At 65.6% G+C, this 17,288-nt stretch carries 17 protein-coding genes; 10 read left to right on the top strand and 7 right to left on the bottom strand.

Going from position 1 to position 17,288, the window contains the following annotated elements; genetic code table 11:
• Window positions 1-127 precede the first annotated feature (127 nt).
• Together VDP74_RS14725 and VDP74_RS14730 are read right to left on the bottom strand one after the other, a co-directional pair.
• Window positions 128-1,135, bottom strand: coding sequence for a TRAP transporter substrate-binding protein (locus VDP74_RS14725; RefSeq protein ID WP_323000398.1), 1,008 nt, complete (start codon window positions 1,133-1,135; stop codon window positions 128-130).
• A 133-nt stretch (window positions 1,136-1,268) separates the two neighbouring features.
• Window positions 1,269-1,709, bottom strand: a complete 441-nt coding sequence (locus tag VDP74_RS14730; protein WP_323000399.1) for a hypothetical protein — start codon at window positions 1,707-1,709, stop codon at window positions 1,269-1,271.
• 178 nt (window positions 1,710-1,887) lie between these two features.
• On the opposite strand from VDP74_RS14730, the gene VDP74_RS14735 reads away from it, so the two are divergent.
• From VDP74_RS14735 to VDP74_RS14750, 4 genes are all read left to right on the top strand, one after another.
• A complete protein-coding gene (locus VDP74_RS14735; RefSeq protein ID WP_323000400.1) occupies window positions 1,888-2,670 on the top strand; it encodes an ABC transporter ATP-binding protein in 783 nt (260 codons plus the stop codon).
• On the top strand, window positions 2,667-3,665 hold the full coding sequence (locus VDP74_RS14740) for an ABC transporter substrate-binding protein (protein WP_323000401.1): 999 nt from the start codon (window positions 2,667-2,669) through the stop codon (window positions 3,663-3,665). The genes VDP74_RS14735 and VDP74_RS14740 overlap by 4 nt, the downstream gene beginning before the upstream one ends.
• Window positions 3,666-3,747: 82 nt before the next feature.
• Window positions 3,748-4,521: an ABC transporter permease gene (locus tag VDP74_RS14745; protein ID WP_323000402.1), complete on the top strand. Its 774-nt coding sequence runs from the start codon at window positions 3,748-3,750 to the stop codon at window positions 4,519-4,521.
• A complete protein-coding gene (locus tag VDP74_RS14750) occupies window positions 4,514-5,302 on the top strand; it encodes a transporter substrate-binding domain-containing protein (RefSeq protein WP_323000403.1) in 789 nt (262 codons plus the stop codon). The genes VDP74_RS14745 and VDP74_RS14750 overlap by 8 nt, the downstream gene beginning before the upstream one ends.
• 34 nt (window positions 5,303-5,336) lie before the next feature.
• Here the strand turns inward: VDP74_RS14750 and infA are convergent, their stop codons facing one another.
• Complete coding sequence (infA, locus tag VDP74_RS14755; RefSeq protein WP_323000404.1) at window positions 5,337-5,603, bottom strand: translation initiation factor IF-1; 267 nt, start codon at window positions 5,601-5,603, stop codon at window positions 5,337-5,339.
• A gap of 293 nt (window positions 5,604-5,896) precedes the next feature.
• Here infA and VDP74_RS14760 point away from each other — a divergent pair, with 293 nt between their 5' ends.
• Window positions 5,897-6,805, top strand: coding sequence for a DMT family transporter (locus tag VDP74_RS14760; protein ID WP_323000405.1), 909 nt, complete (start codon window positions 5,897-5,899; stop codon window positions 6,803-6,805).
• Window positions 6,806-6,861: 56 nt separating this feature from the next.
• On the top strand, window positions 6,862-7,722 hold the full coding sequence (locus VDP74_RS14765) for a DMT family transporter (protein WP_416233003.1): 861 nt from the start codon (window positions 6,862-6,864) through the stop codon (window positions 7,720-7,722).
• Between the two features lie 15 nt (window positions 7,723-7,737).
• Here VDP74_RS14765 and recJ read toward each other — a convergent pair whose 3' ends face one another.
• On the bottom strand, window positions 7,738-9,438 hold the full coding sequence (gene recJ / locus VDP74_RS14770) for a single-stranded-DNA-specific exonuclease RecJ (RefSeq protein WP_416233002.1): 1,701 nt from the start codon (window positions 9,436-9,438) through the stop codon (window positions 7,738-7,740).
• Entirely contained in the window at window positions 9,423-10,334 is a 912-nt protein-coding gene (locus VDP74_RS14775) for a hypothetical protein (RefSeq protein ID WP_323000407.1), read from the bottom strand. The genes recJ and VDP74_RS14775 overlap by 16 nt, the downstream gene beginning before the upstream one ends.
• 43 nt (window positions 10,335-10,377) lie before the next feature.
• Here VDP74_RS14775 and VDP74_RS14780 point away from each other — a divergent pair, with 43 nt between their 5' ends.
• The 4 genes from VDP74_RS14780 to VDP74_RS14795 all read left to right on the top strand — a co-directional run bounded on the left by VDP74_RS14780 (window position 10,378) and on the right by VDP74_RS14795 (window position 16,111).
• Complete coding sequence (locus VDP74_RS14780) at window positions 10,378-11,649, top strand: lipoprotein-releasing ABC transporter permease subunit (protein WP_323000408.1); 1,272 nt, start codon at window positions 10,378-10,380, stop codon at window positions 11,647-11,649.
• On the top strand, window positions 11,642-12,340 hold the full coding sequence (locus VDP74_RS14785; protein ID WP_323000409.1) for an ABC transporter ATP-binding protein: 699 nt from the start codon (window positions 11,642-11,644) through the stop codon (window positions 12,338-12,340). The genes VDP74_RS14780 and VDP74_RS14785 overlap by 8 nt, the downstream gene beginning before the upstream one ends.
• A gap of 48 nt (window positions 12,341-12,388) precedes the next feature.
• Window positions 12,389-13,219, top strand: a complete 831-nt coding sequence (locus tag VDP74_RS14790) for a TatD family hydrolase (protein ID WP_323000410.1) — start codon at window positions 12,389-12,391, stop codon at window positions 13,217-13,219.
• 138 nt (window positions 13,220-13,357) lie between these two features.
• Window positions 13,358-16,111, top strand: a complete 2,754-nt coding sequence (locus VDP74_RS14795; protein ID WP_323000411.1) for a ComEC/Rec2 family competence protein — start codon at window positions 13,358-13,360, stop codon at window positions 16,109-16,111.
• Window positions 16,112-16,185: 74 nt separating this feature from the next.
• Here the strand turns inward: VDP74_RS14795 and VDP74_RS14800 are convergent, their stop codons facing one another.
• The gene (locus tag VDP74_RS14800; RefSeq protein WP_323000412.1) at window positions 16,186-16,833 is read right to left on the bottom strand and encodes a DsbA family oxidoreductase; all 648 of its coding nucleotides are present in this window, start codon (window positions 16,831-16,833) and stop codon (window positions 16,186-16,188) included.
• A 36-nt stretch (window positions 16,834-16,869) separates the two neighbouring features.
• Window positions 16,870-17,288: LysR substrate-binding domain-containing protein (locus VDP74_RS14805; RefSeq protein WP_323000413.1), on the bottom strand; the 419-nt coding region annotated here is incomplete at its 5' end.

Genomic DNA, 17,288 nt, shown 5'->3' on the forward strand with positions numbered 1-17,288 from the left:
GCAGGAAGGCAATCAGGCCTTCCTCGATGTGTTCCAGCCAGTTTTTCAACATGGTGGGCACTCCTTGGGTCAGAATATGAAACGGCCGCTGTGAGCGGCCGTGCTGAAGCAGCAGGAATCCGCCGGATCAGGAGGGTTGGTTCGAAGCCTGGGCGGCGTCGATCAGGTCCTTGCCGATGCCGCTCTGGAATTTCTCCCAGACCGGGTGCATGGCGGTACGCCAGGCGGCGACGTCTTCCTTGGACAGCGTCTGGATCTTGGCCTTGCCGGCCTCGGCGATGCGCTGCTGGTCGCGGTCGTTGATCTCGGCCGCCAGCTTGTTGGCGTGTTCCGTAGCGCCCGCCATGGCCTTTTTCAGCGCATCGCGAACGTTTTCGGGCAGGCCGTCCCACCAGCCGGAATTGGTGATGACCATGTAGTCCAGCGCACCGTGGTTGGTGACGGCGATGGTCTTTTGCACTTCGTGGAATTTCTGCGAGTAGATGTTGGACCAGGGATTTTCAGCCCCATCCACCACGCCGGTCTGCAGCGCCTGGTAGACCTCGGAGAAGGCCAGCTTCTGCGGATTGGCGCCCAGCTGGCGGAATTGAGCCTCCAGCACGTCGGACGACTGGATGCGGAACTTCAGGCCCTTGATGTCTTCGGGGCGAACCAGTTGGTCCTTGTTGGTGGACATCTGCTTCATGCCGTTGTGCCAGTAGGCCAGGCCCTGGATGCCCTTGGATTTCATGGAGTCCAGCAGGCTTTGGCCGGCGGGGCCTGCCTGGAAGCGGTCCAGGGCAGCCATGTCGTCAAACAGGAAGGGCAGATCGAAGATCTGCACTTTTTTCGTATAGCGATCGAATTTCGCCAGGGATGGGGCGATGATCTGCACGTCGCCCAGCAACAGGGCTTCCATTTCCTTGCCGTCGCCAAACAGCTGCGAGTTCGGGAACACCTGAACTTCGACCTGGCCGGGCAGTGCGGCTTCGGCGAGTTCCTTGAATTTCAGGGCGCCTTGGCCCTTGGGCGTGTTTTCAGCCACGACGTGGCTGAACTTGATGACGGTGGGAGCAGCCTGGGCTGTGATGGCGGCCAGGCCCAGGGTCAGGGACAGGCCGAGCGAGGCAGCAATGCGAGTGGTCGAAAATTTCATCGAGAAGGTTCTCCGGATAGCGGTGCGCCCCTTAATCACCAACTGGGCGCCTGGCTGACAGGCCGCTGAACGAACAGGGCCAAACGGCCGGAGTTTAATGGAATTGGCCGGATCTTGCCAGGAAGGAAAACCACTATGCCAAGGCGCGGCGCAACTGATCCAGGGCGTCGTCGTCCAGCAGCCGGGACGCCATGGGCAGCAGTTCCTCGTCCGCGCGTTGCAGATAGTTCAGGTAGTCGTCGATCCAGGATTGCAGGGTGTCGGGCAGTGCGGTTGTTGCGTTGCTGAGGTCGGCACGGATGGCGTGCCAGCGGTGTCGCAGTGCCATGCCTTGTTCCGTCAACCCCTGGGTCATGCCTTTCAGACAGACCGCGTCCGAACCTGCCATGGATTCGATCAGGGCAGGAAACAGCGTGCGCTGCAGGGTCTGGCGCTGAGCGTCTGCCGGGCCGTCGAGCCAGGCGATGGCCTGGACCCGCAGGGCCGGGTCGGCCAGTTGTGTCAGGTGCTGGCGTGTGAGGCCGTGGCCAGCCAGCAACCGGGCGATGGGATCGACAACGATGGCGCTGGACATGAGTGCTCCTCTGGCAGAGAGGCTTTCATCGTAGCGCATTTGATTTATTACTTATAGTGATAAAGAAATCATGAATTTATCGTTGTTTAGCATTAAGCAAAATCGTTAAAGTTGCCCTTGTCCAATCAATTCACAGTTATATGGTCCTGCCGGGTGGCAGGCCGGGCGGGAAACAACGATGAATCTTTCCTTCAGTCAGGTTGAAAAGCAGTTCGGCGATTTGCGCGTGGTCGATCGCTTCGACAGCGAGATCGCACCGGGTGAGCTGGTGGCGCTGGTCGGGCCATCGGGTTGCGGCAAATCGACGCTTCTGCATATGGCGGCCGGGCTGGAAAAACCCAGCGCGGGCCAGGTGCTGGCCGACGGGCAGCCGATCCATCGCCCCGATCCCAGCCGCATGCTGATGTTCCAGGAAAATGCGCTCTATCCGTGGCTGACCCTGTCGCAAAACGTCGCCATGGCCCTGGAATTGCAGAAAGTACCGCGCGCAAAGGCCCGTGAACAGGCCTTTGCCTGGCTGGACAAAGTCCGCCTGAAGGGCTTCGAGGACTATTTTCCGCATCAGGTTTCTGGCGGCATGCGCCAGCGCTGCGCCTTGGCACGGGCCTTCATCACCCGGCCTGAAGTCCTGCTGCTGGATGAACCCTTTGGCGCGCTGGATGCACTGACCCGCATGACCCTGCAGGACGCCTTGCGCACCCTGATCCGTGAAACCCGCCCGACGGTGCTGCTGGTCACGCACGACGTCGACGAGGCCCTGTTTCTGGCCGACCGCATCCTGGTGTTCAGCGCTCGGCCCTCGAACCTGTTGAAAGAATTCCATCTGTCGGACAGCGACAAGACGCACGACCTGTCGAATTTTGCCGACATGCGCCGGGAAATCCTGAGCCTGCTGGGCATCGTGGCCGACGCCGAATCTTCTACCTCTACCCAATCCATCCCCGAGGAACTTGCAGCATGAAATTCAGCAGAGCATTAATCCCCATCCTGGCCGCCCTGACGCTGGCGTCCCAGGCTGCCCTGGCTGCCGAGCCCTTCAAGGTCGGCTACATCCGCGTCATGGACGACGCCCAGGCGATCACGGCCTACGAGGGCAAGTTCTATGAAAAGCAGGGCCTGGACGTGCAACTGGTGGAATTCAAGTCCGGTACGGACCTGATCAAGGCCATCGTCGGCGGCCAGTTGGACACCGGCGTGCTGGGCTTCACCAATGCGGCATCCTGGTCCTCGCGGGGCGCCGACCTGAAGGTCGTGGCCGGTGCGCAGCGTGGCTACCATGCGCTGGTGGTGCGCGATGACGCCAACATCAAGTCCGTCGCCGACCTGAAGGGCCATACTCTGGCGTCCCAAAAAGAAGGCAGCACGGCCGACACGGTGCTGCGTGGCGTCGTGCTGAAAGACGCCGGCCTGCAGGCTTCGGACGTGAACATCCTGGGGGTCAGCCCGCAGGTGGCTGTGCAGTCGCTGGTGGGCAAACGCGTCGATGCCGCCTTCCTGTTCGAGCCGCAGGCGAGCATCGCCCAGCTGATCGCGCCCGTCAAACAGATCTATGAAATTGGCGAGGTCTGGCCTTTCCCCTGCATGGTGACGATCACCTCGGGCAAGACGCTCAAGGACAAGAAGGACCTGGTCTGGAAGTCGCTGGATGCCCAGAGCCAGGCCATCGAGCTGCTGCAGCAGAAACCGGACGAGGCCGCCAAGCTGATCGCCAGCTACTTCATCGCCGAGCCTACGTTAAAGACGCTGCATGACGGCGATGTCCCGCGCGAGAAGATCATCAGCAAGGCCATCCAGACGCAGACCTTCAGCCCTGCGCTGACGCCCAAGGATCTGAGCCGCATGCAGGAAGTCGCCGACATCATGCAGTCCCAGGGCGCGCTCAAGACCCAGGACGGCAAACCTTTCGACGTCAAGTCGATCGTCGATCTGGACTGGCAGCAGGCCCGCAAGCTGTAAGCATGGCGCACGATGGGTGCGATAATCGCACCCGTTTCCCATTTTTCCGAATGGCCGGGTCTGTCCGGCCATCTTCTTGAGCATGAGTAAAAAAAGACGTGTTTCCTCCACCGCCCGCAAGCTGGCCATGCTGGTGGCCATTGCCGCCATCCTGCTGGTCTGGCAGTGCGCCGCCTGGACGCTGCCCGACTTCCTGATGCCAGGCGTGCCGGTGGTGCTGGAGCGTGTCTGGCACGATCTGCAGACCGCAGAGTTTCGCGCCATCCTGGCCGGCAGCATGGGGCGCCTTGGGGTGGGATATGGATTCGCGCTGCTGTTTGGCATCGGGTTCGGGCTGGCGGGCGGCTTGCTGCTGTTTTTCCGCGAAGTCCTGAAGTCCGCCATTATCGTGCTGCAGTCCATCCCGTCGATCGCCTGGGTGCCGCTGTTCCTGATCCTGATGGGCTTTGGCAACGTGCCCATCATTGTGGTGATCGCGCTGGCCGCCTTCTTCCCGGCAGCGCTGTCGGTCATGAACGCCACTGAAAGCGTGCTGCAGACCCACGTATCGGCGGCCCGGGTGATGGGTGCCAGCCACTGGGACATGGTGCGCCGGGTTTACCTGCCAGCGGTCATGCCCGAACTGATCACCGGGGCGCAACTCGCATTTGGCAATGCGTGGCGCGCGCTCATTTCAGCAGAAATGCTGATCGGTTTCGGTCAGGGCCTGGGCCGGTCTCTCGCCTATGCCGGGGAAACCGCCGACATGGTGGGAGTGATGGCCAATATCCTGACGATCGCCATTCTGGCGACGCTCATCGATCAGGTCTTTCTGGAAAACATCAAACGTCGGGTCTTGCGCTATCAGTATGTTTAATTCGCCGTGGCGCCCACGTGCGGGCACGCTGATCATCGGTCTGGGCATGGCCGTCGCCCTGACGGCGCCGCTGCAGGCGTTCGCTCAGGATACAGAGGGCTGGCGCCTGGGCGTGGCGCAGGTGCCAGCCGCGCCGGTGCCGGGCGCCAAGCCCCGCACGCCGGTGCGCATCGAGTTGCTGGCCGCGCAGACCACCCAGGGCAGCGCGCCAGTACAGGCCGTGGCGCTGGATCGGGCGCTGGAACAGTTGCGGGATGGCATCCTGGATGCCTGGGTGGGAGTCGTGCCGGCGGACCTTGCGCTGCCTGATGGTGTCTCGCGCAGGGATGTGGACTGGTCAGCCAGCCCGCTGGCGATCTTGCGCACCGACACGGATATCCATGACTGGACGGCACTGGCTGGGCGCACCGTCTGTCTGAGCGCTGATGGACGCCACGTGGGCGAACTGAGCGCCCGGTACGCCGCGATCGAACAGGTGTATCCGGCCGCCGCCGATGCCTTGCTGGCCTTGCGTACGGGGCAGTGCGATGCGGCGGTGGAAGACGAGGGCTTTCTGCGTGAACTGCTGAAATATCCCGAGTGGCGGAAGTTTTCGGCGCAACTGGCGCCGTATCGGCAGGAAAAACTGACGCAGTTGCGCCGGACCGATCTGCCTGCTGCGGGCCGTGACGCCCTGCGCCAGGCCTTGAGCCCGGCCGCCTTGCGACAGACGGCCCGGGAACAGGCCAAGGCCATCGCATTCGAGGTTTATCTGGATCAGACCGTTCCGGATTGCCACTGAGGGGCGTTGCGCCCCGCAGGCAAGGTGTCGCCGATCAGTGGCGACGACGGGGAGCAGGGCTGGCGCCTGTGCCTGCGCTGCGGTTCAGGTGGCGGAAGGTGATACGGCCCTTGCTGAGATCATAGGGGGACATTTCCAGCGTGACCTGATCGCCCGCCAGGATGCGGATGTGGTGCTTGCGCATCTTGCCGCCGGTATAGGCGATGACTGGGTGTCCGTTATCCAGCGTGACGCGGAAACGGGAGTCCGGCAGGACCTCGGTCACGGATCCGTGCATTTCGAGTAGTTCTTCTTTGGCCATAGCGTGTGCTCCCGTAAATTCATCAAACCATCAGCGGGCAAATGCAGGGTCGGCCCAGCCAGGGGCCAGACGAACGACAGGATCGTAAGGGCGATCAGAATCCAGGCAGGGGCCAAGCCCCAGAGAGGCAGCAGGCACCAGGAACACTGGACCCGCCAAGGCAGCCGGCGAACCGACAAACACTGAAAACCGCTGATGAAACAATCTCTTATGTTAAGGCTCGGCGCAGTATTATGTCAAGAAATAAAGCGGCGGTTAGAATTGCCGCTGGCCGGTTCAGGCAGATGAGACGCATGAATGACAGATTGACTCCCAGTACGGTGGCTTTGCTGCTGATTCCGCCCACTTTGTGGGCGAGCAATGCGGTGGTCGGTCGCGCAGTCGTGCATCTGGTGCCGCCGCTGACCTTGAATTTCCTGCGCTGGGCGGTGGCCTTATTGCTGCTCCTGCCCCTGGGCTATCGGGTTCTGCAGGCCGACAGCGTGGTCTGGCGGGAATGGCCACGCTACGCCTTGTTGGGGCTGCTGGGCGTGGGGCTGTACAACTCCCTGCAGTATCTGGCCCTGCATACGTCCACGCCGGTGAACGTCACTCTGGTGACCGCCAGCATGCCGGCCTGGATGCTGATCGTGGGGCGCATGTTCCACGGGGTGGCAATCCGTCCGGCGCAGATTCTCGGGGCCGTGCTGTCCCTGGTTGGAGTCGCCCTGGTGCTGTCTCACGGGGAATGGGCTCAGCTGCTTGCCTTGCGCTTCGTGGCCGGGGATCTGCTGATGGTGTTGGCCACCATCATCTGGGCTTTCTACAGCTGGCAGCTGACGCGGGTGCCGGCCGATGCTCCGGTGCGCGCCCATTGGGCGGGCTTTCTGCTGGGGCAGGTGCTCTACGGGGCGGCCTGGTCGGGCTTGTTTGCCGCCATGGAATGGGGGCTGGGCGATCAGCGGATCGTCTGGGGCTGGCCGCTGGCGGCGACGGTGGCCTTCGTCGCCATCGGCCCGGCCGTGATCGCCTTTCGCTGCTGGGGCGCCGGGGTGCAGCGGGTCGGGCCGACCGTAGCGGGCTTCTTCAACAATCTGACCCCCCTGATCGCTGCGCTGCTGTCCCTGGGACTGCTGGGCGAGTATCCGCACAGCTACCATGCGCTGGCCTTCCTGCTGATCATCGGCGGCATCGTGCTGTCGTCGCGCCGGGGGCCTGCGTGACACGCGGTGACGCGGACCTGCATCCGGGACTGGCGTATCTCTGTCTGGGGTCCAGCATGTTCGTGGTCGGCGCCTATGTGGCCCTGAGCAAGCCGTTGGCGGTGGTCTTTCCCGTCTTCCTGCTGGGTTGCCTGCGCTTTGGCATCGGCGGACTGGCGGTGCTGCACTGGCTGCGCAAGCCGACCACCGAAGCGCCCATGACCCGCCGCGTGCGCTGTCTGGTCTTCCTGGAGTCCTTCATCGGCAGTTTCCTGTTCACGGTCTTCATGGTGCTGGGCGTCAGCTACAGCAGCGCCGTTGCAGCCGGGATCATCATGTCGGCCATTCCGGCCGCCATCGCAGTGCTCAGCCGCGTGGTGCTGCGCGAAGCGATCCGGCCGCAGGTGCTGGCGGCCATCGTCTGCGCGGTGTGCGGCATTGCCCTGCTGGCGGTGGCGCAGCCTCCCGACGATGGGCTGGGTGCTGAAGCCGCGACGCGCTGGCTGGGTTATGCGCTGCTGGGGGGCGCCGTCCTGTGCGAGGCCGCCTATGCGGTCATCGGCAAACAGTTGACCGGGGCCCTGTCGGCCAAGCGGATCAGCGCCTTGATGAACGCCTGGGGCTTTGTCCTGATGCTGCCGGCCGGCGCCTATGCTGCCTGGCATTTCGATTTCGCGGCGATCAGCGCCTCGGTCTGGGGCCTGCTGCTGTTCTATGGGCTGGCCGCCAGCGGCACCATCTGGCTCTGGATGACGGGGCTGCGCCGGGTGCCGGCATCCCGGGCAGGAGTGTTCACCGTGCTCCTGCCCGGGGGGGCGGCTTGCGTCGGCGTGGGCGTGCTGGGGGAATCCTTCACCTGGCTGCATGCGCTGGCCTTCGCAGCCGCTGTGCTGGGTCTGGTGCTGGCCGTCTGGCCGGGGCGCGCTCCCGGGCCCTGATCGCTGTCCCTGCCGTCAAGCAGGCTGGGCGTGTTCGATCAGCAGCTGTACGGTGGTTTGCCCCCCCCAGGTATTGCGGTCCAGGCGGTAGACCGCCATGATCCGCTCGGGCAAGGGCTCGGCGTGGTTGAACCAGATGGCATCGATGCGCCGGCCGTCCCGTTCCAGGAAGAGTTTCAGGTGCCGGTCCTTTAGCACCCGCTGGTGCACGACCTGGAAATGATCCTGGAACAGCGGCGCTGGAAATCCCGCGCCCCAGATCTGTTCGGCCAGCAAGGCAGCCGTATCAACCGTGGCGTACGGGGCTTCCAGGGATCCGTCCGTTTCCAGGCAGGGTTCGAATCCATCGCAGCCGCTGATCGTGCGCACGGCGGCATCGAACTGCTGCGCGAAGTCGTCGAAGGCCGCCTGGTGCAGCGTCAGGCCGGCAGCCATGGCGTGGCCGCCGAATTGCAGGATGGCGCCAGGCAGGCGCTTGCTGACCAGGTCCAGGGCGTCGCGCAGGTGGACTTCCGGGATCGAACGGCCTGAACCGCGCAATGTGCCGGCTTCGTCCGGTGCGAAGGCCAGGGCCGGACGCCAGTAGGTTTCCTTCAGGCGCGAGGCAACCAGGCCGATGACGCCCGGGTGCCAGCCTGCCTGCCAGACGCAGACGCTGGCGGCCTGGGCCAGCGGCTGGCCGTCCAGGTGGGCCAGCGCCTCGTCGCGCATCTCCGTTTCACGGCTGCGCCGTTCGCGGTTGATGTCGTCCAGGGTCTGTGCCAGGGCGCGGGCGCGGGCAGGATCGTCCTCCAGCAAGCAGTGGATGCCCAGGCTCATGTCGGCCATGCGGCCGGCAGCGTTGATGCGCGGCCCCAGCGCAAAGCCCAGGTCGTCCGTGCCTGCCTGATGCGGGTCGCGCCCGGCTACGTCGAACAGGGCCGCGACCCCGGCCTGCATGTGTCCTTGGCGGATGCGCTTGAGGCCCTGCGCCACCAGCAGGCGGTTGTTGGCATCCAGGCGGACCACGTCGGCCACGGTGCCCAGGGCCACGAGATCGCTCAGGCCGTCCAGGCGGGGGCCGCCCTGGGCGGGCAGGGCGCCGCGTTCGCGCAGTACGGCCCGCAAGGCCAGCAACACGTAGAAAATGACCCCCACCCCGGCCAGATGTTTGGAGGGAAAGCCGCAGCCCCCCTGGTTGGGATTGACGATGGCCAGCGCGGCCGGCAACTGTTCGCCCGGCAGGTGGTGATCGGTGACGATGACCTGCATGCCGGCGGCTCGGGCGGCGGCGACCCCGTCGATGCTGGCGATGCCGTTGTCCACGGTGATCAGCAAGTCTGGTTGGCCGGCAGGGTGCCGGCGGGCCAGTTCCACCACGGCGGGTGACAGGCCGTAACCGGTCTCGAAGCGGTTGGGCACCAGGAAGTCCACTTGGGCGCCAAAGGCCCGCAGCCCGCGCACGGCGACGGCGCAGGCGGTGGCGCCATCGCAATCGTAGTCGGCGACGATCAACAGCTTTTGCCGTGCTGCGATGGCGTCGGCCAGCAGGCGGGCTGCGTCGTCCACGTGCGTCAGCCGGGTGGGTGGAATCAGGGCCGACCAATCCGTCGGGGTGGACTGCGCCAGCCCCCGCGCCGCCCAGAGCCGGGCCAGCAGGGGATGGACGCCGGCGTCGGCCAGGGCCTGTGCGCGCTGCCGGTTGGCGCTGCGGGGGCGGATCAGCGGTTGCACCACCAGCGCCTCCAGTCCTGGGCGCGCAAGCGCGCGAGCCAACCGCCTTGGGCAGTCAGCGTGACGTAACGGTCGCGCCCGGTCAGCACCAGCGTCGGCTGTGTCTGGGCCAGCGGGGCGAAGCGTTCCTGGTCCAGCACGGCCAGCGCCTCGATCCAGTCCCCCCAGTTCTGCGTGATGGCCGCATCCTGCAGCGTGGTGTCGATGTGCAGGTCAGCGGGCTGGGGGCGCGTCAGTTGCGAAGTGCGTGCACCCCCGTACAGCCAGAGGCTGTTGATCGGCGGCAGCCCGGCTTCCTGGCGGGCGTGGTTGACGGGGTGGTCGAACCAGGCCATCTGCAGCGTGTTGGCCAGGCGCCGCCAGGGGCGCGCCACCGAGTCCTGTGGCCACCAGTCGTTGACAGCGCTGGTGGCTACCAGCGCGGGGCTGGCACAGGCCAGGTCGACGGCGTCGGGCCAGCGCACGCGCCAGGTGTCCGGGCGCAGGGATTCGAGCTGCAGGCCGCTGTCGTCCAGATATTCCCGGGCCGTGTCCAGCAGGGCGGCGGAGTGCTCCGCCGTGATGCCCAACGTAGCCGCCGGCAGCAGCGCCGCGCCGTCGCGCGAGGGCGCCATGTGGATCAGTTCGGCCAGCCAGACGGGGTCGTCATCGTGCGCATCGCCGCGCAGCGGGCCCAGACCTGCGCTAATATGCTCGGCTTGTGCTGCCACAAAACCCCGCGCCTGCAATTGCCAGTGTTCCAGGGGCGTACACCAGGTCTCGGCGGCCGGGCTGGAAGTCGGAACGGCCTTGCTGCGGCTCAGCCAACGAGCCAGGGTAGGGGCGCGCTGCGCCAGATGGGGCGCCAGTTCGGCAGCCACTTCAGGATCGGGCCAAGCCCCGGAAATCACGATATGCATGTCGGAATTGTAGAGTCAAACAACACATCGAAGGGCGGTTCCCATGGCCTATGAATGGTGGATCGGGGCGCGCTACGCCGGTCTGGCCCGCATCGGGCGCGGCGGACGCCGGGGCGATCGCTTCGTGTCCTTCGTGGCGGCCAGTTCGATGGCCGGGATCGGCCTGGGGGTGGCGGCCCTGATCATCGTCCTGTCCGTCATGAACGGGTTTCAGACCCAGGTGCGCGACCGTATGCTCTCGGTGCTGCCGCACATCGAGCTCTTTGCGCCGGGGGTGGATCACCAGCAGGTCCTGGACCGCTGGCAGGATCTGGCCAAGGCGGCCGAGGCCGATCCGGAAGTCCGGGGAGCAGCGCCATTCGTTGCCGCCCAGGCCATGCTGGCCCGGGGCCAGTCGCTCAGCGGCGTGCAGGTCCGGGGCATCGATCCCGCCATCGAGCCGCAAGTCTCCGACCTGAAGGGCCAGTTGGAATCCGGGGCGCTGGACAGCCTGACGCCGGGTTCGTTTCACGCCATCGTCGGCAGCCAGATCGCCCAATCCCTGGGCCTGTCGGTGGGCGACACCGTGCTGATGCTGGCCCCCCAGGGGTCGATTTCTCCGGCGGGTTTCGCGCCCCGCATGCGACAGTTCACGGTGTCCGGTATCTTCGCGACGGGCTATTACGAGTACGATGCCACGCTGGTCTTCGTGAATGTGCAGGATGCCGCCCGGGTCTTTCGCGACAGCGGCGTCAGCGGGGTGCGCCTGCGGATCGCCGACATGCAGCAGGCGCCGCAGGTGGCCCGGCAGCTGCTGGGCCTGATGCCGCAGGGGGTGCGCGCCATGGACTGGACGCAGAACAACCGCACCTGGTTCGCCGCAGTGCAGACGGAAAAGCGCATGATGTTCCTGATCCTGACCTTGATCGTGGCGGTGGCCGCCTTCAACCTGCTGTCGTCCCTGGTGATGGCGGTCAAGGACAAGCAGTCCGATATCGCCATCTTGCGCACCCTGGGCGCGACGCCTGCGGAAGTCGCCCGGATCTTTCTGGTGCAGGGCGCCCTGATCGGAGTGGTCGGCACGGCCGGCGGCGTGCTGCTGGGCACGGTCGCCGCCTATAACATCGACGTCATCGTGCCCTGGATCGAGCGCCTGTTCGGCATTCATTTCCTGCCCCAGCAGATCTACTTCATCAGCGAACTGCCTTCCAGTCCGCAGGTCGGCGACATCACCGTCATTGGCGTGACCTCGCTGGTGCTGTCGCTGCTGGCGACCCTGTACCCCAGTTGGCGGGCCTCCCGCCTGCAACCCGCCCAGGTGCTGCGCCATGACTGATGCAGTGAACGACGTCAAGACGGTGCTGCGCGCCGAACATCTAGCCAAGACCTACGATGAGGGCGCGGGGCGGGTGGAGGTCCTGCAGGACGTGAGCCTGTCGGTGCAGGCCCATGAGATGGTGGCCATAGTGGGCGCATCCGGGTCGGGCAAAAGCACGCTGCTGCACGTGCTGGGCCTGCTGGACCAGCCCGACGAAGGGAAGCTGTGGGTCGCTGGCGAATCAGCCAACGGCCTGGGCGAACGCAAGCGCAGCCAGTTGCGCAACCGGGCGCTGGGTTTCGTCTACCAGTTCCATCATCTATTGCCGGAATTTTCCGCCCTGGACAATGTGGCGATGCCGCTGATCGTGCGGCGCATGGGGCGCGCCCAGGCCCGCGAACAGGCCCATGGGATCCTGGAACAAGTCGGCCTGGGCAATCGCGCGACGCATTTCCCGGGACAGTTGTCCGGCGGCGAACGCCAGCGCGTCGCCCTGGCCCGCGCCCTGGTGACGCAGCCAGCCTGCGTGCTGGCCGACGAGCCCACGGGCAATCTTGATCGCCATACGGCCGATGCCATGTTTGATCTGCTGCGCAGCATCAACCAGACTCTGGGCACGGCCTTCGTCATCGTGACGCACGATCCGGCCCTGGCGGCGCTGGCGCATCGGCAATTGCACATGCAGGCAGGGCGGTTGGCCGAAGGCTGACGGCGCGGGTTTTCAGTGCGGCGCGGCTCGTGCCGGACGGAGAAACGTATGCTCATTGACACGCATTGCCATCTGGATGCCGCTGAATTCGATACGGATCGGCCGGACGTCGTCCGCCGGGCGCAGGGGGCGGGTGTTCGCAGCATCGTCATTCCGGCGGTCTGCCGGGATAATTTCCAGACCGTGCGGGATCTGGCGGCGTCGTTGCCGGGGGGCGCCTACGCGCTGGGCATTCATCCCTTGTTCGTGCCGCGCGCCTCCGACAGCGACCTGGCTGCCCTGGAAGACCTCCTGCGTGCCTGGCGGGACGATCCGCGCCTGGTGGCCGTCGGCGAGATCGGCCTGGATTTCTTTGTGCCTGAAGTCAGCACTCCGGAGCTGCGGGCGCGGCAGGAACATTTCTACGTTCGCCAACTGGATCTGGCGCAGCAGTTCGGTCTGCCGGTGCTGCTGCACGTGCGCAGATCCCAGGACATGCTGCTCAAACACCTGCGCCGCCGCCCGCTGATCGGTGGCATCGCTCATGCCTTCAACGGCAGTTTCCAGCAGGCCGAGCAGTTTCTGGAACGGGGATTCGCGCTGGGGGTGGGCGGGGCGATGACCTTCGATCGCGCCCTGCAGATTCGCCGCCTGGCTGCGCAGTTGCCGGTCACGGCACTGGTGCTGGAAACCGACGCCCCCGACATCCCGCCTGCCTGGCTGGGTCGCGATGCCGAGGGACGACTGCAGCCAGCCCGCAACGAACCCGCCGAAGTCGCCCGGATCGCCGACAGCCTGGCAGCACTGCGTGCAGAATCCAGGGATGCGGTGATCGCCCAGTGCGGCCGCAATGCGATGCGGGTTCTGCCGAAGCTGGACGCCCTGTTGTCGTCGCTGTGATCGAGCCCGGGTCGGCGTGGCCGGGGGTTGATGCGCTGCTTGTGATTCAGTGAGCTGTGACAAAATCGGCCCGACGGTCTGGTTTTGTCACAGCCGCGTCCCTTAGCCTGTCCTGTCGGAGGTCTTCGGGGGCGGGACATGATCGGACGGCTGGCGGTGGGGGCGGGGCTGTTGGGAGTAGGGGCCGTGCACCAGTTGCCCGAGTTGCCGGCATGGACCTGGCCGGTGGCTGCGGTGCTGGTCCCGGCCGTCATGCTGGTCCTGGCCGGGTTTCTGAGGTTTTGGGTCGGCTTTCGTGAGACGGACGTCCGGTCTGCGGATGATGCGACTTCCCAGGACGGCGATTCCTTGCGGAGAGGCTGCTCGTCGCCGGAAGGCAGGTCGTTGCTGGACCGTGCGCCACCTTTGATCCACGCATCATTCGTTCTGGCCTTGTGGCTGCTGGCAGCCGGCTTGGCCTTTGCGGTCACAGTTTTCTGGGCGCAGCAGCGGTTGGATCAGGTCCTGGCAGATGGCAACGTGGATCGTGTCTCGCGAGTCGTGCTGCGTGTCCAGGGGCTGCCGCGCCTGCAGCCGGACCGGATCCGCTTCGAAGCGGACGTGTTGGACGCGCACCCGGCGGGTGTGCCGCAGCGGATTCTGGTCAGCTGGCCGGCCTCGGGCTGGCGCAGCCCCTATGCGGCGCCGCATCCGGCTGATCCGCCGTTTCCCGTCGTGCAGGCAGGGCAGGTGTGGCGCATGGCCCTGGTCCTGCGGCCCATCCGGGCGGCACAGAACACTGCGGCCTTCGATTACGAGGGGCACATGTTTGCCGCCGGCATCCGGGCGAGCGGCACGGTGCGCGGCGTGCCGGAACACCTGCGCGATGAGGGCTGGCACGGTATTACGATCGTCGCTGACCGGGCGCGGCATCGGATCCGCCAGGCCATGGCGCCTTACCTGGAAGACAAGCGCTACGGCGCCGTGCTGCGGGCGCTGGCGATTGGCGATCAGGACGGGATGGACGATACCGACTGGCGGATATTCAATCGCACCGGATTGACGCATTTGGTTTCAATTTCTGGATCCCACATCACCATGCTGGCCGGTGCGGCGGCGCTGGCCGTGCGTTGGCTGTGGTGCCGCCTGTCCTGGCGTGGCCGACTGTTGGCGGAGTACTGGCCGGCTCGCCGGGCGGCGGCCTGTGCGGCACTGATCACTGCCTGGCTGTATTGCCTGCTGGCAGGGTGGGGTGTCCCCGCCCGCCGCACCTTCATGATGCTGGCCGTGGTGGTGGGCGCCCAGGCCCTGCAGCTGCGCCTCAGCGCTTCCCGGGTGCTGGCCCTGGCGGCCGCCGCCGTCGTGGCGCTGGATCCCTGGTCCATCCTGGCCGGTGGCTTCTGGCTGTCTTTTGCGGCGGTCGCGGTGTTGCTGGCGGTGGGACAGGATGTGTCTCTGCGGCTGAGGCTGCCGAAGCAGTCCCAATCCATGCCGATGTCGGCTTCGGCTTCGGCAGTCGTGTCACGCGTTGACCGCTGTTTGCGCGGACTGCGGCTGGCCGCGCGCCTGCAGTGGGCCATCACCTTGGCCCTGGCGCCGGCCCTGGCCTGGGTGTTCCACGAAATATCCCTGGTGTCGCCCCTGGCCAATGCCTACGCCATTCCATTGATCGAGCTGTGCATCACGCCGCTGTCACTGGTGCTGGCGGCCGTGTCCCTGATGCCGGGTCTGGATTGGGCTGCTGCCGGTCTGGCCTGGCTGGCCCATGGGCTGTTGTCCCTGATGATGCGCCCCACCGAATGGCTGGCCGGTCTTCCGACCTGGCCGGTGGCGGCCGGCCCCGCCTGGATGTACCTGCTGGCGGTGGCTGGGGCGGCATGCGCGGTGTGGCCGAATAGATTTCGGCACGACGCGGGCCGGGCAGACGCAATGCCGGCGATATCCCGCGCCCGGGCGGGGTCCCGCTGCGAGGGCCTGGGATTGCCAACGCTCAGAAACCGATGGGCGGCATCGCTTTGGCACCGACGCCGCTGGGCCTGGCTGGCGCTGTTGCCCATGGTGTTTTGGACGCCGCCGCGTCCGGCAGACGGCGAGTGGGACCTGCATGCCCTGGACGTGGGCCAGGGCAGCGCCCTGTTGCTGCGCACGGCCCGGCATGCCGTTGTCTTCGACGTTGGGGCCCGCCATGCGCGAGAGGCGGACGAGGGTGCCCGAACCGTCGTGCCGGCCCTGCGCGCGCTGGGTGTCCGGTGGTTGGATGCCTTGATCGCATCCCACGCCGATCTGGATCATGCGGGTGGCATGCGCAGCGTGCTGGAATCCGTGCCTGTGGAGCAGACCTTCAGCTCCTTCGACCTGGACCGCTGGCTGGATCGGGAAGCCAGCCTGCTGCAGGCCGACCCCGCGCAGCGCCCCCTGGCCGCCAGCCCCTGTCTGTTCGGCGGGCGCTGGCGGATCGATGGCGTCAGCTTTGAATTCCTGTGGCCGCTGGACGTGCGCCACGAGCGTAAAGGCGCCCAGTCCAATGCCGGCAGTTGCGTGCTGCGGGTGCGCGGCAAACATCACAGCCTGCTGTTGACAGGTGACATCGATGCCCGCACCGAAGCGGCGCTGGTGCAGCGCGGGCTGACCCAGGCCGATGTCGTAGTGGCGGCTCATCACGGCTCGCGCTCGTCTTCATCGGTGCCGTTCGTCCAGGCCGTGGCCGCCCAGCACGTCATCGTGCAGGTGGGCCGCTGGAACCGCCACGGACATCCGGCTGACGCCGTGCTGGATCGCTGGCGCCAATCCGGCGCGGCGATCTGGCGCACCGATTGGCAGGGCGGGATCAATGCCCGGTCGCGCAGCGCCGGCCTGTCGATAGTCAGCGTCCTGGAGTCTTCCCGGCGCTATTGGCACGGGCAGCGCCCGTAGATCGCTCAATTGGCCTCGGAAAATCTTGGTGAAGCCGCAGCATCCGGCACACGTTTTAGAGATTTTGGAGCGATTCACCTGGCATCAGCAACCTGCCGCAAAGCCTGCTCGAAGGTCTCGGGGGCCTGGCCGCCCTGGATCAGATGCCGGTCGTTCAGGATGATGGACGGGACGGAATCGATACCCTGCTGTGTATAAAAGCGTTCGCGGGCTCGTACTTCCGCCGAGTACTCGTCGGACTCCAGAATCGCACGCGCGCGATCCTGGTTCAATCCTGACTCGCGGCACAGCCTGATCAGGGTCTCGTGATCGCCGGGGTTTTCGCCATCGGTGAAGTACGCCTTCAACAGTGCATGCTTCAAGGCCAATTGATGGCCTTCCATGCCGGCCCAGTGCAGCAGTCGATGCGCATCGAAGGTGTTGTAGGTGCGGGTGCGTTTGTCCATATTGAAGGTGAAGCCGACCTCGCGGCCCCGCGCGGTGATGAGTTCGCCATTTTGGCGGACCTGTTCCGGCGTCATGCCGTACTTGCGCGATAGACGCTCGACGGTATCCTGCCCTTCGGGTGGCATGTCCGGGTTCAGCTCGAAGGGTTGGAAGTGCAGTTCCGCCTCGATCTCGCCCCCGACCCTGGACAATGCCTGCTCCAGCGAGCTCAACCCCACCGCGCACCAGGGACAAGACACATCAGAGACGAAATCGATCTTGATGCGGGTGACCATGTGAGGCTCCTGTCAATGGATGGCAACTGCCATATTTTATCCAAGGAGCTCGACCATCCGCGACTCGCATGGAGAGAGGTCATACCCTCGTCGTTGCGAGATCATGAACGTCAGCGAACCGAGGTGCCAGGCGCGGCGCTCAAGTTCAACCAGCTGTCCGCTCGCCAGGTCCTCGTCAACGAGGTGCCGAGGCAAATGGCCCCAGCCGAGACCGGCCTTGAGAAGATCACGCTTGGCGCCGAGGTCATTGACCAGCCACTGGCGTTTGCCGGCGACACCCTGTTGGGTCTTTTCCGCTCCCGGCTGATTATCCGTAACGACGATCTGAACATGTCTGCCAAATTCGTCCATCGGGATGGGTTCCAGTATCGAGGCGAGTGGATGGGATGGCGCAGATACTGTCACCATCTCGGCCTCACACAGCCAGTGGCGTTCGATGGCATCCGGGCTCACCT

It is taken from the genome of Castellaniella sp. (assembly GCF_034674885.1).
Taxonomy (GTDB): domain Bacteria; phylum Pseudomonadota; class Gammaproteobacteria; order Burkholderiales; family Burkholderiaceae_B; genus Castellaniella.

Bases quoted from the DNA above. Each gene is read 5' to 3' on its own strand.
- VDP74_RS14725 (WP_323000398.1), bottom strand. From the start codon at position 1,135: ATGAAATTTTCGACCACTCGCATTGCTGCCTCGCTCGGCCTGTCCCTG.
- VDP74_RS14730 (WP_323000399.1), bottom strand. From the start codon at position 1,709: ATGTCCAGCGCCATCGTTGTCGATCCCATCGCCCGGTTGCTGGCTGGC.
- VDP74_RS14735 (WP_323000400.1), top strand. From the start codon at position 1,888: ATGAATCTTTCCTTCAGTCAGGTTGAAAAGCAGTTCGGCGATTTGCGC.
- VDP74_RS14740 (WP_323000401.1), top strand. From the start codon at position 2,667: ATGAAATTCAGCAGAGCATTAATCCCCATCCTGGCCGCCCTGACGCTG.
- VDP74_RS14745 (WP_323000402.1), top strand. From the start codon at position 3,748: ATGAGTAAAAAAAGACGTGTTTCCTCCACCGCCCGCAAGCTGGCCATG.
- VDP74_RS14750 (WP_323000403.1), top strand. From the start codon at position 4,514: ATGTTTAATTCGCCGTGGCGCCCACGTGCGGGCACGCTGATCATCGGT.
- infA (WP_323000404.1), bottom strand. From the start codon at position 5,603: ATGGCCAAAGAAGAACTACTCGAAATGCACGGATCCGTGACCGAGGTC.
- VDP74_RS14760 (WP_323000405.1), top strand. From the start codon at position 5,897: ATGAATGACAGATTGACTCCCAGTACGGTGGCTTTGCTGCTGATTCCG.
- VDP74_RS14765 (WP_416233003.1), top strand. From the start codon at position 6,862: ATGTTCGTGGTCGGCGCCTATGTGGCCCTGAGCAAGCCGTTGGCGGTG.
- VDP74_RS14775 (WP_323000407.1), bottom strand. From the start codon at position 10,334: ATGCATATCGTGATTTCCGGGGCTTGGCCCGATCCTGAAGTGGCTGCC.
- VDP74_RS14780 (WP_323000408.1), top strand. From the start codon at position 10,378: ATGGCCTATGAATGGTGGATCGGGGCGCGCTACGCCGGTCTGGCCCGC.
- VDP74_RS14785 (WP_323000409.1), top strand. From the start codon at position 11,642: ATGACTGATGCAGTGAACGACGTCAAGACGGTGCTGCGCGCCGAACAT.
- VDP74_RS14790 (WP_323000410.1), top strand. From the start codon at position 12,389: ATGCTCATTGACACGCATTGCCATCTGGATGCCGCTGAATTCGATACG.
- VDP74_RS14795 (WP_323000411.1), top strand. From the start codon at position 13,358: ATGATCGGACGGCTGGCGGTGGGGGCGGGGCTGTTGGGAGTAGGGGCC.
- VDP74_RS14800 (WP_323000412.1), bottom strand. From the start codon at position 16,833: ATGGTCACCCGCATCAAGATCGATTTCGTCTCTGATGTGTCTTGTCCC.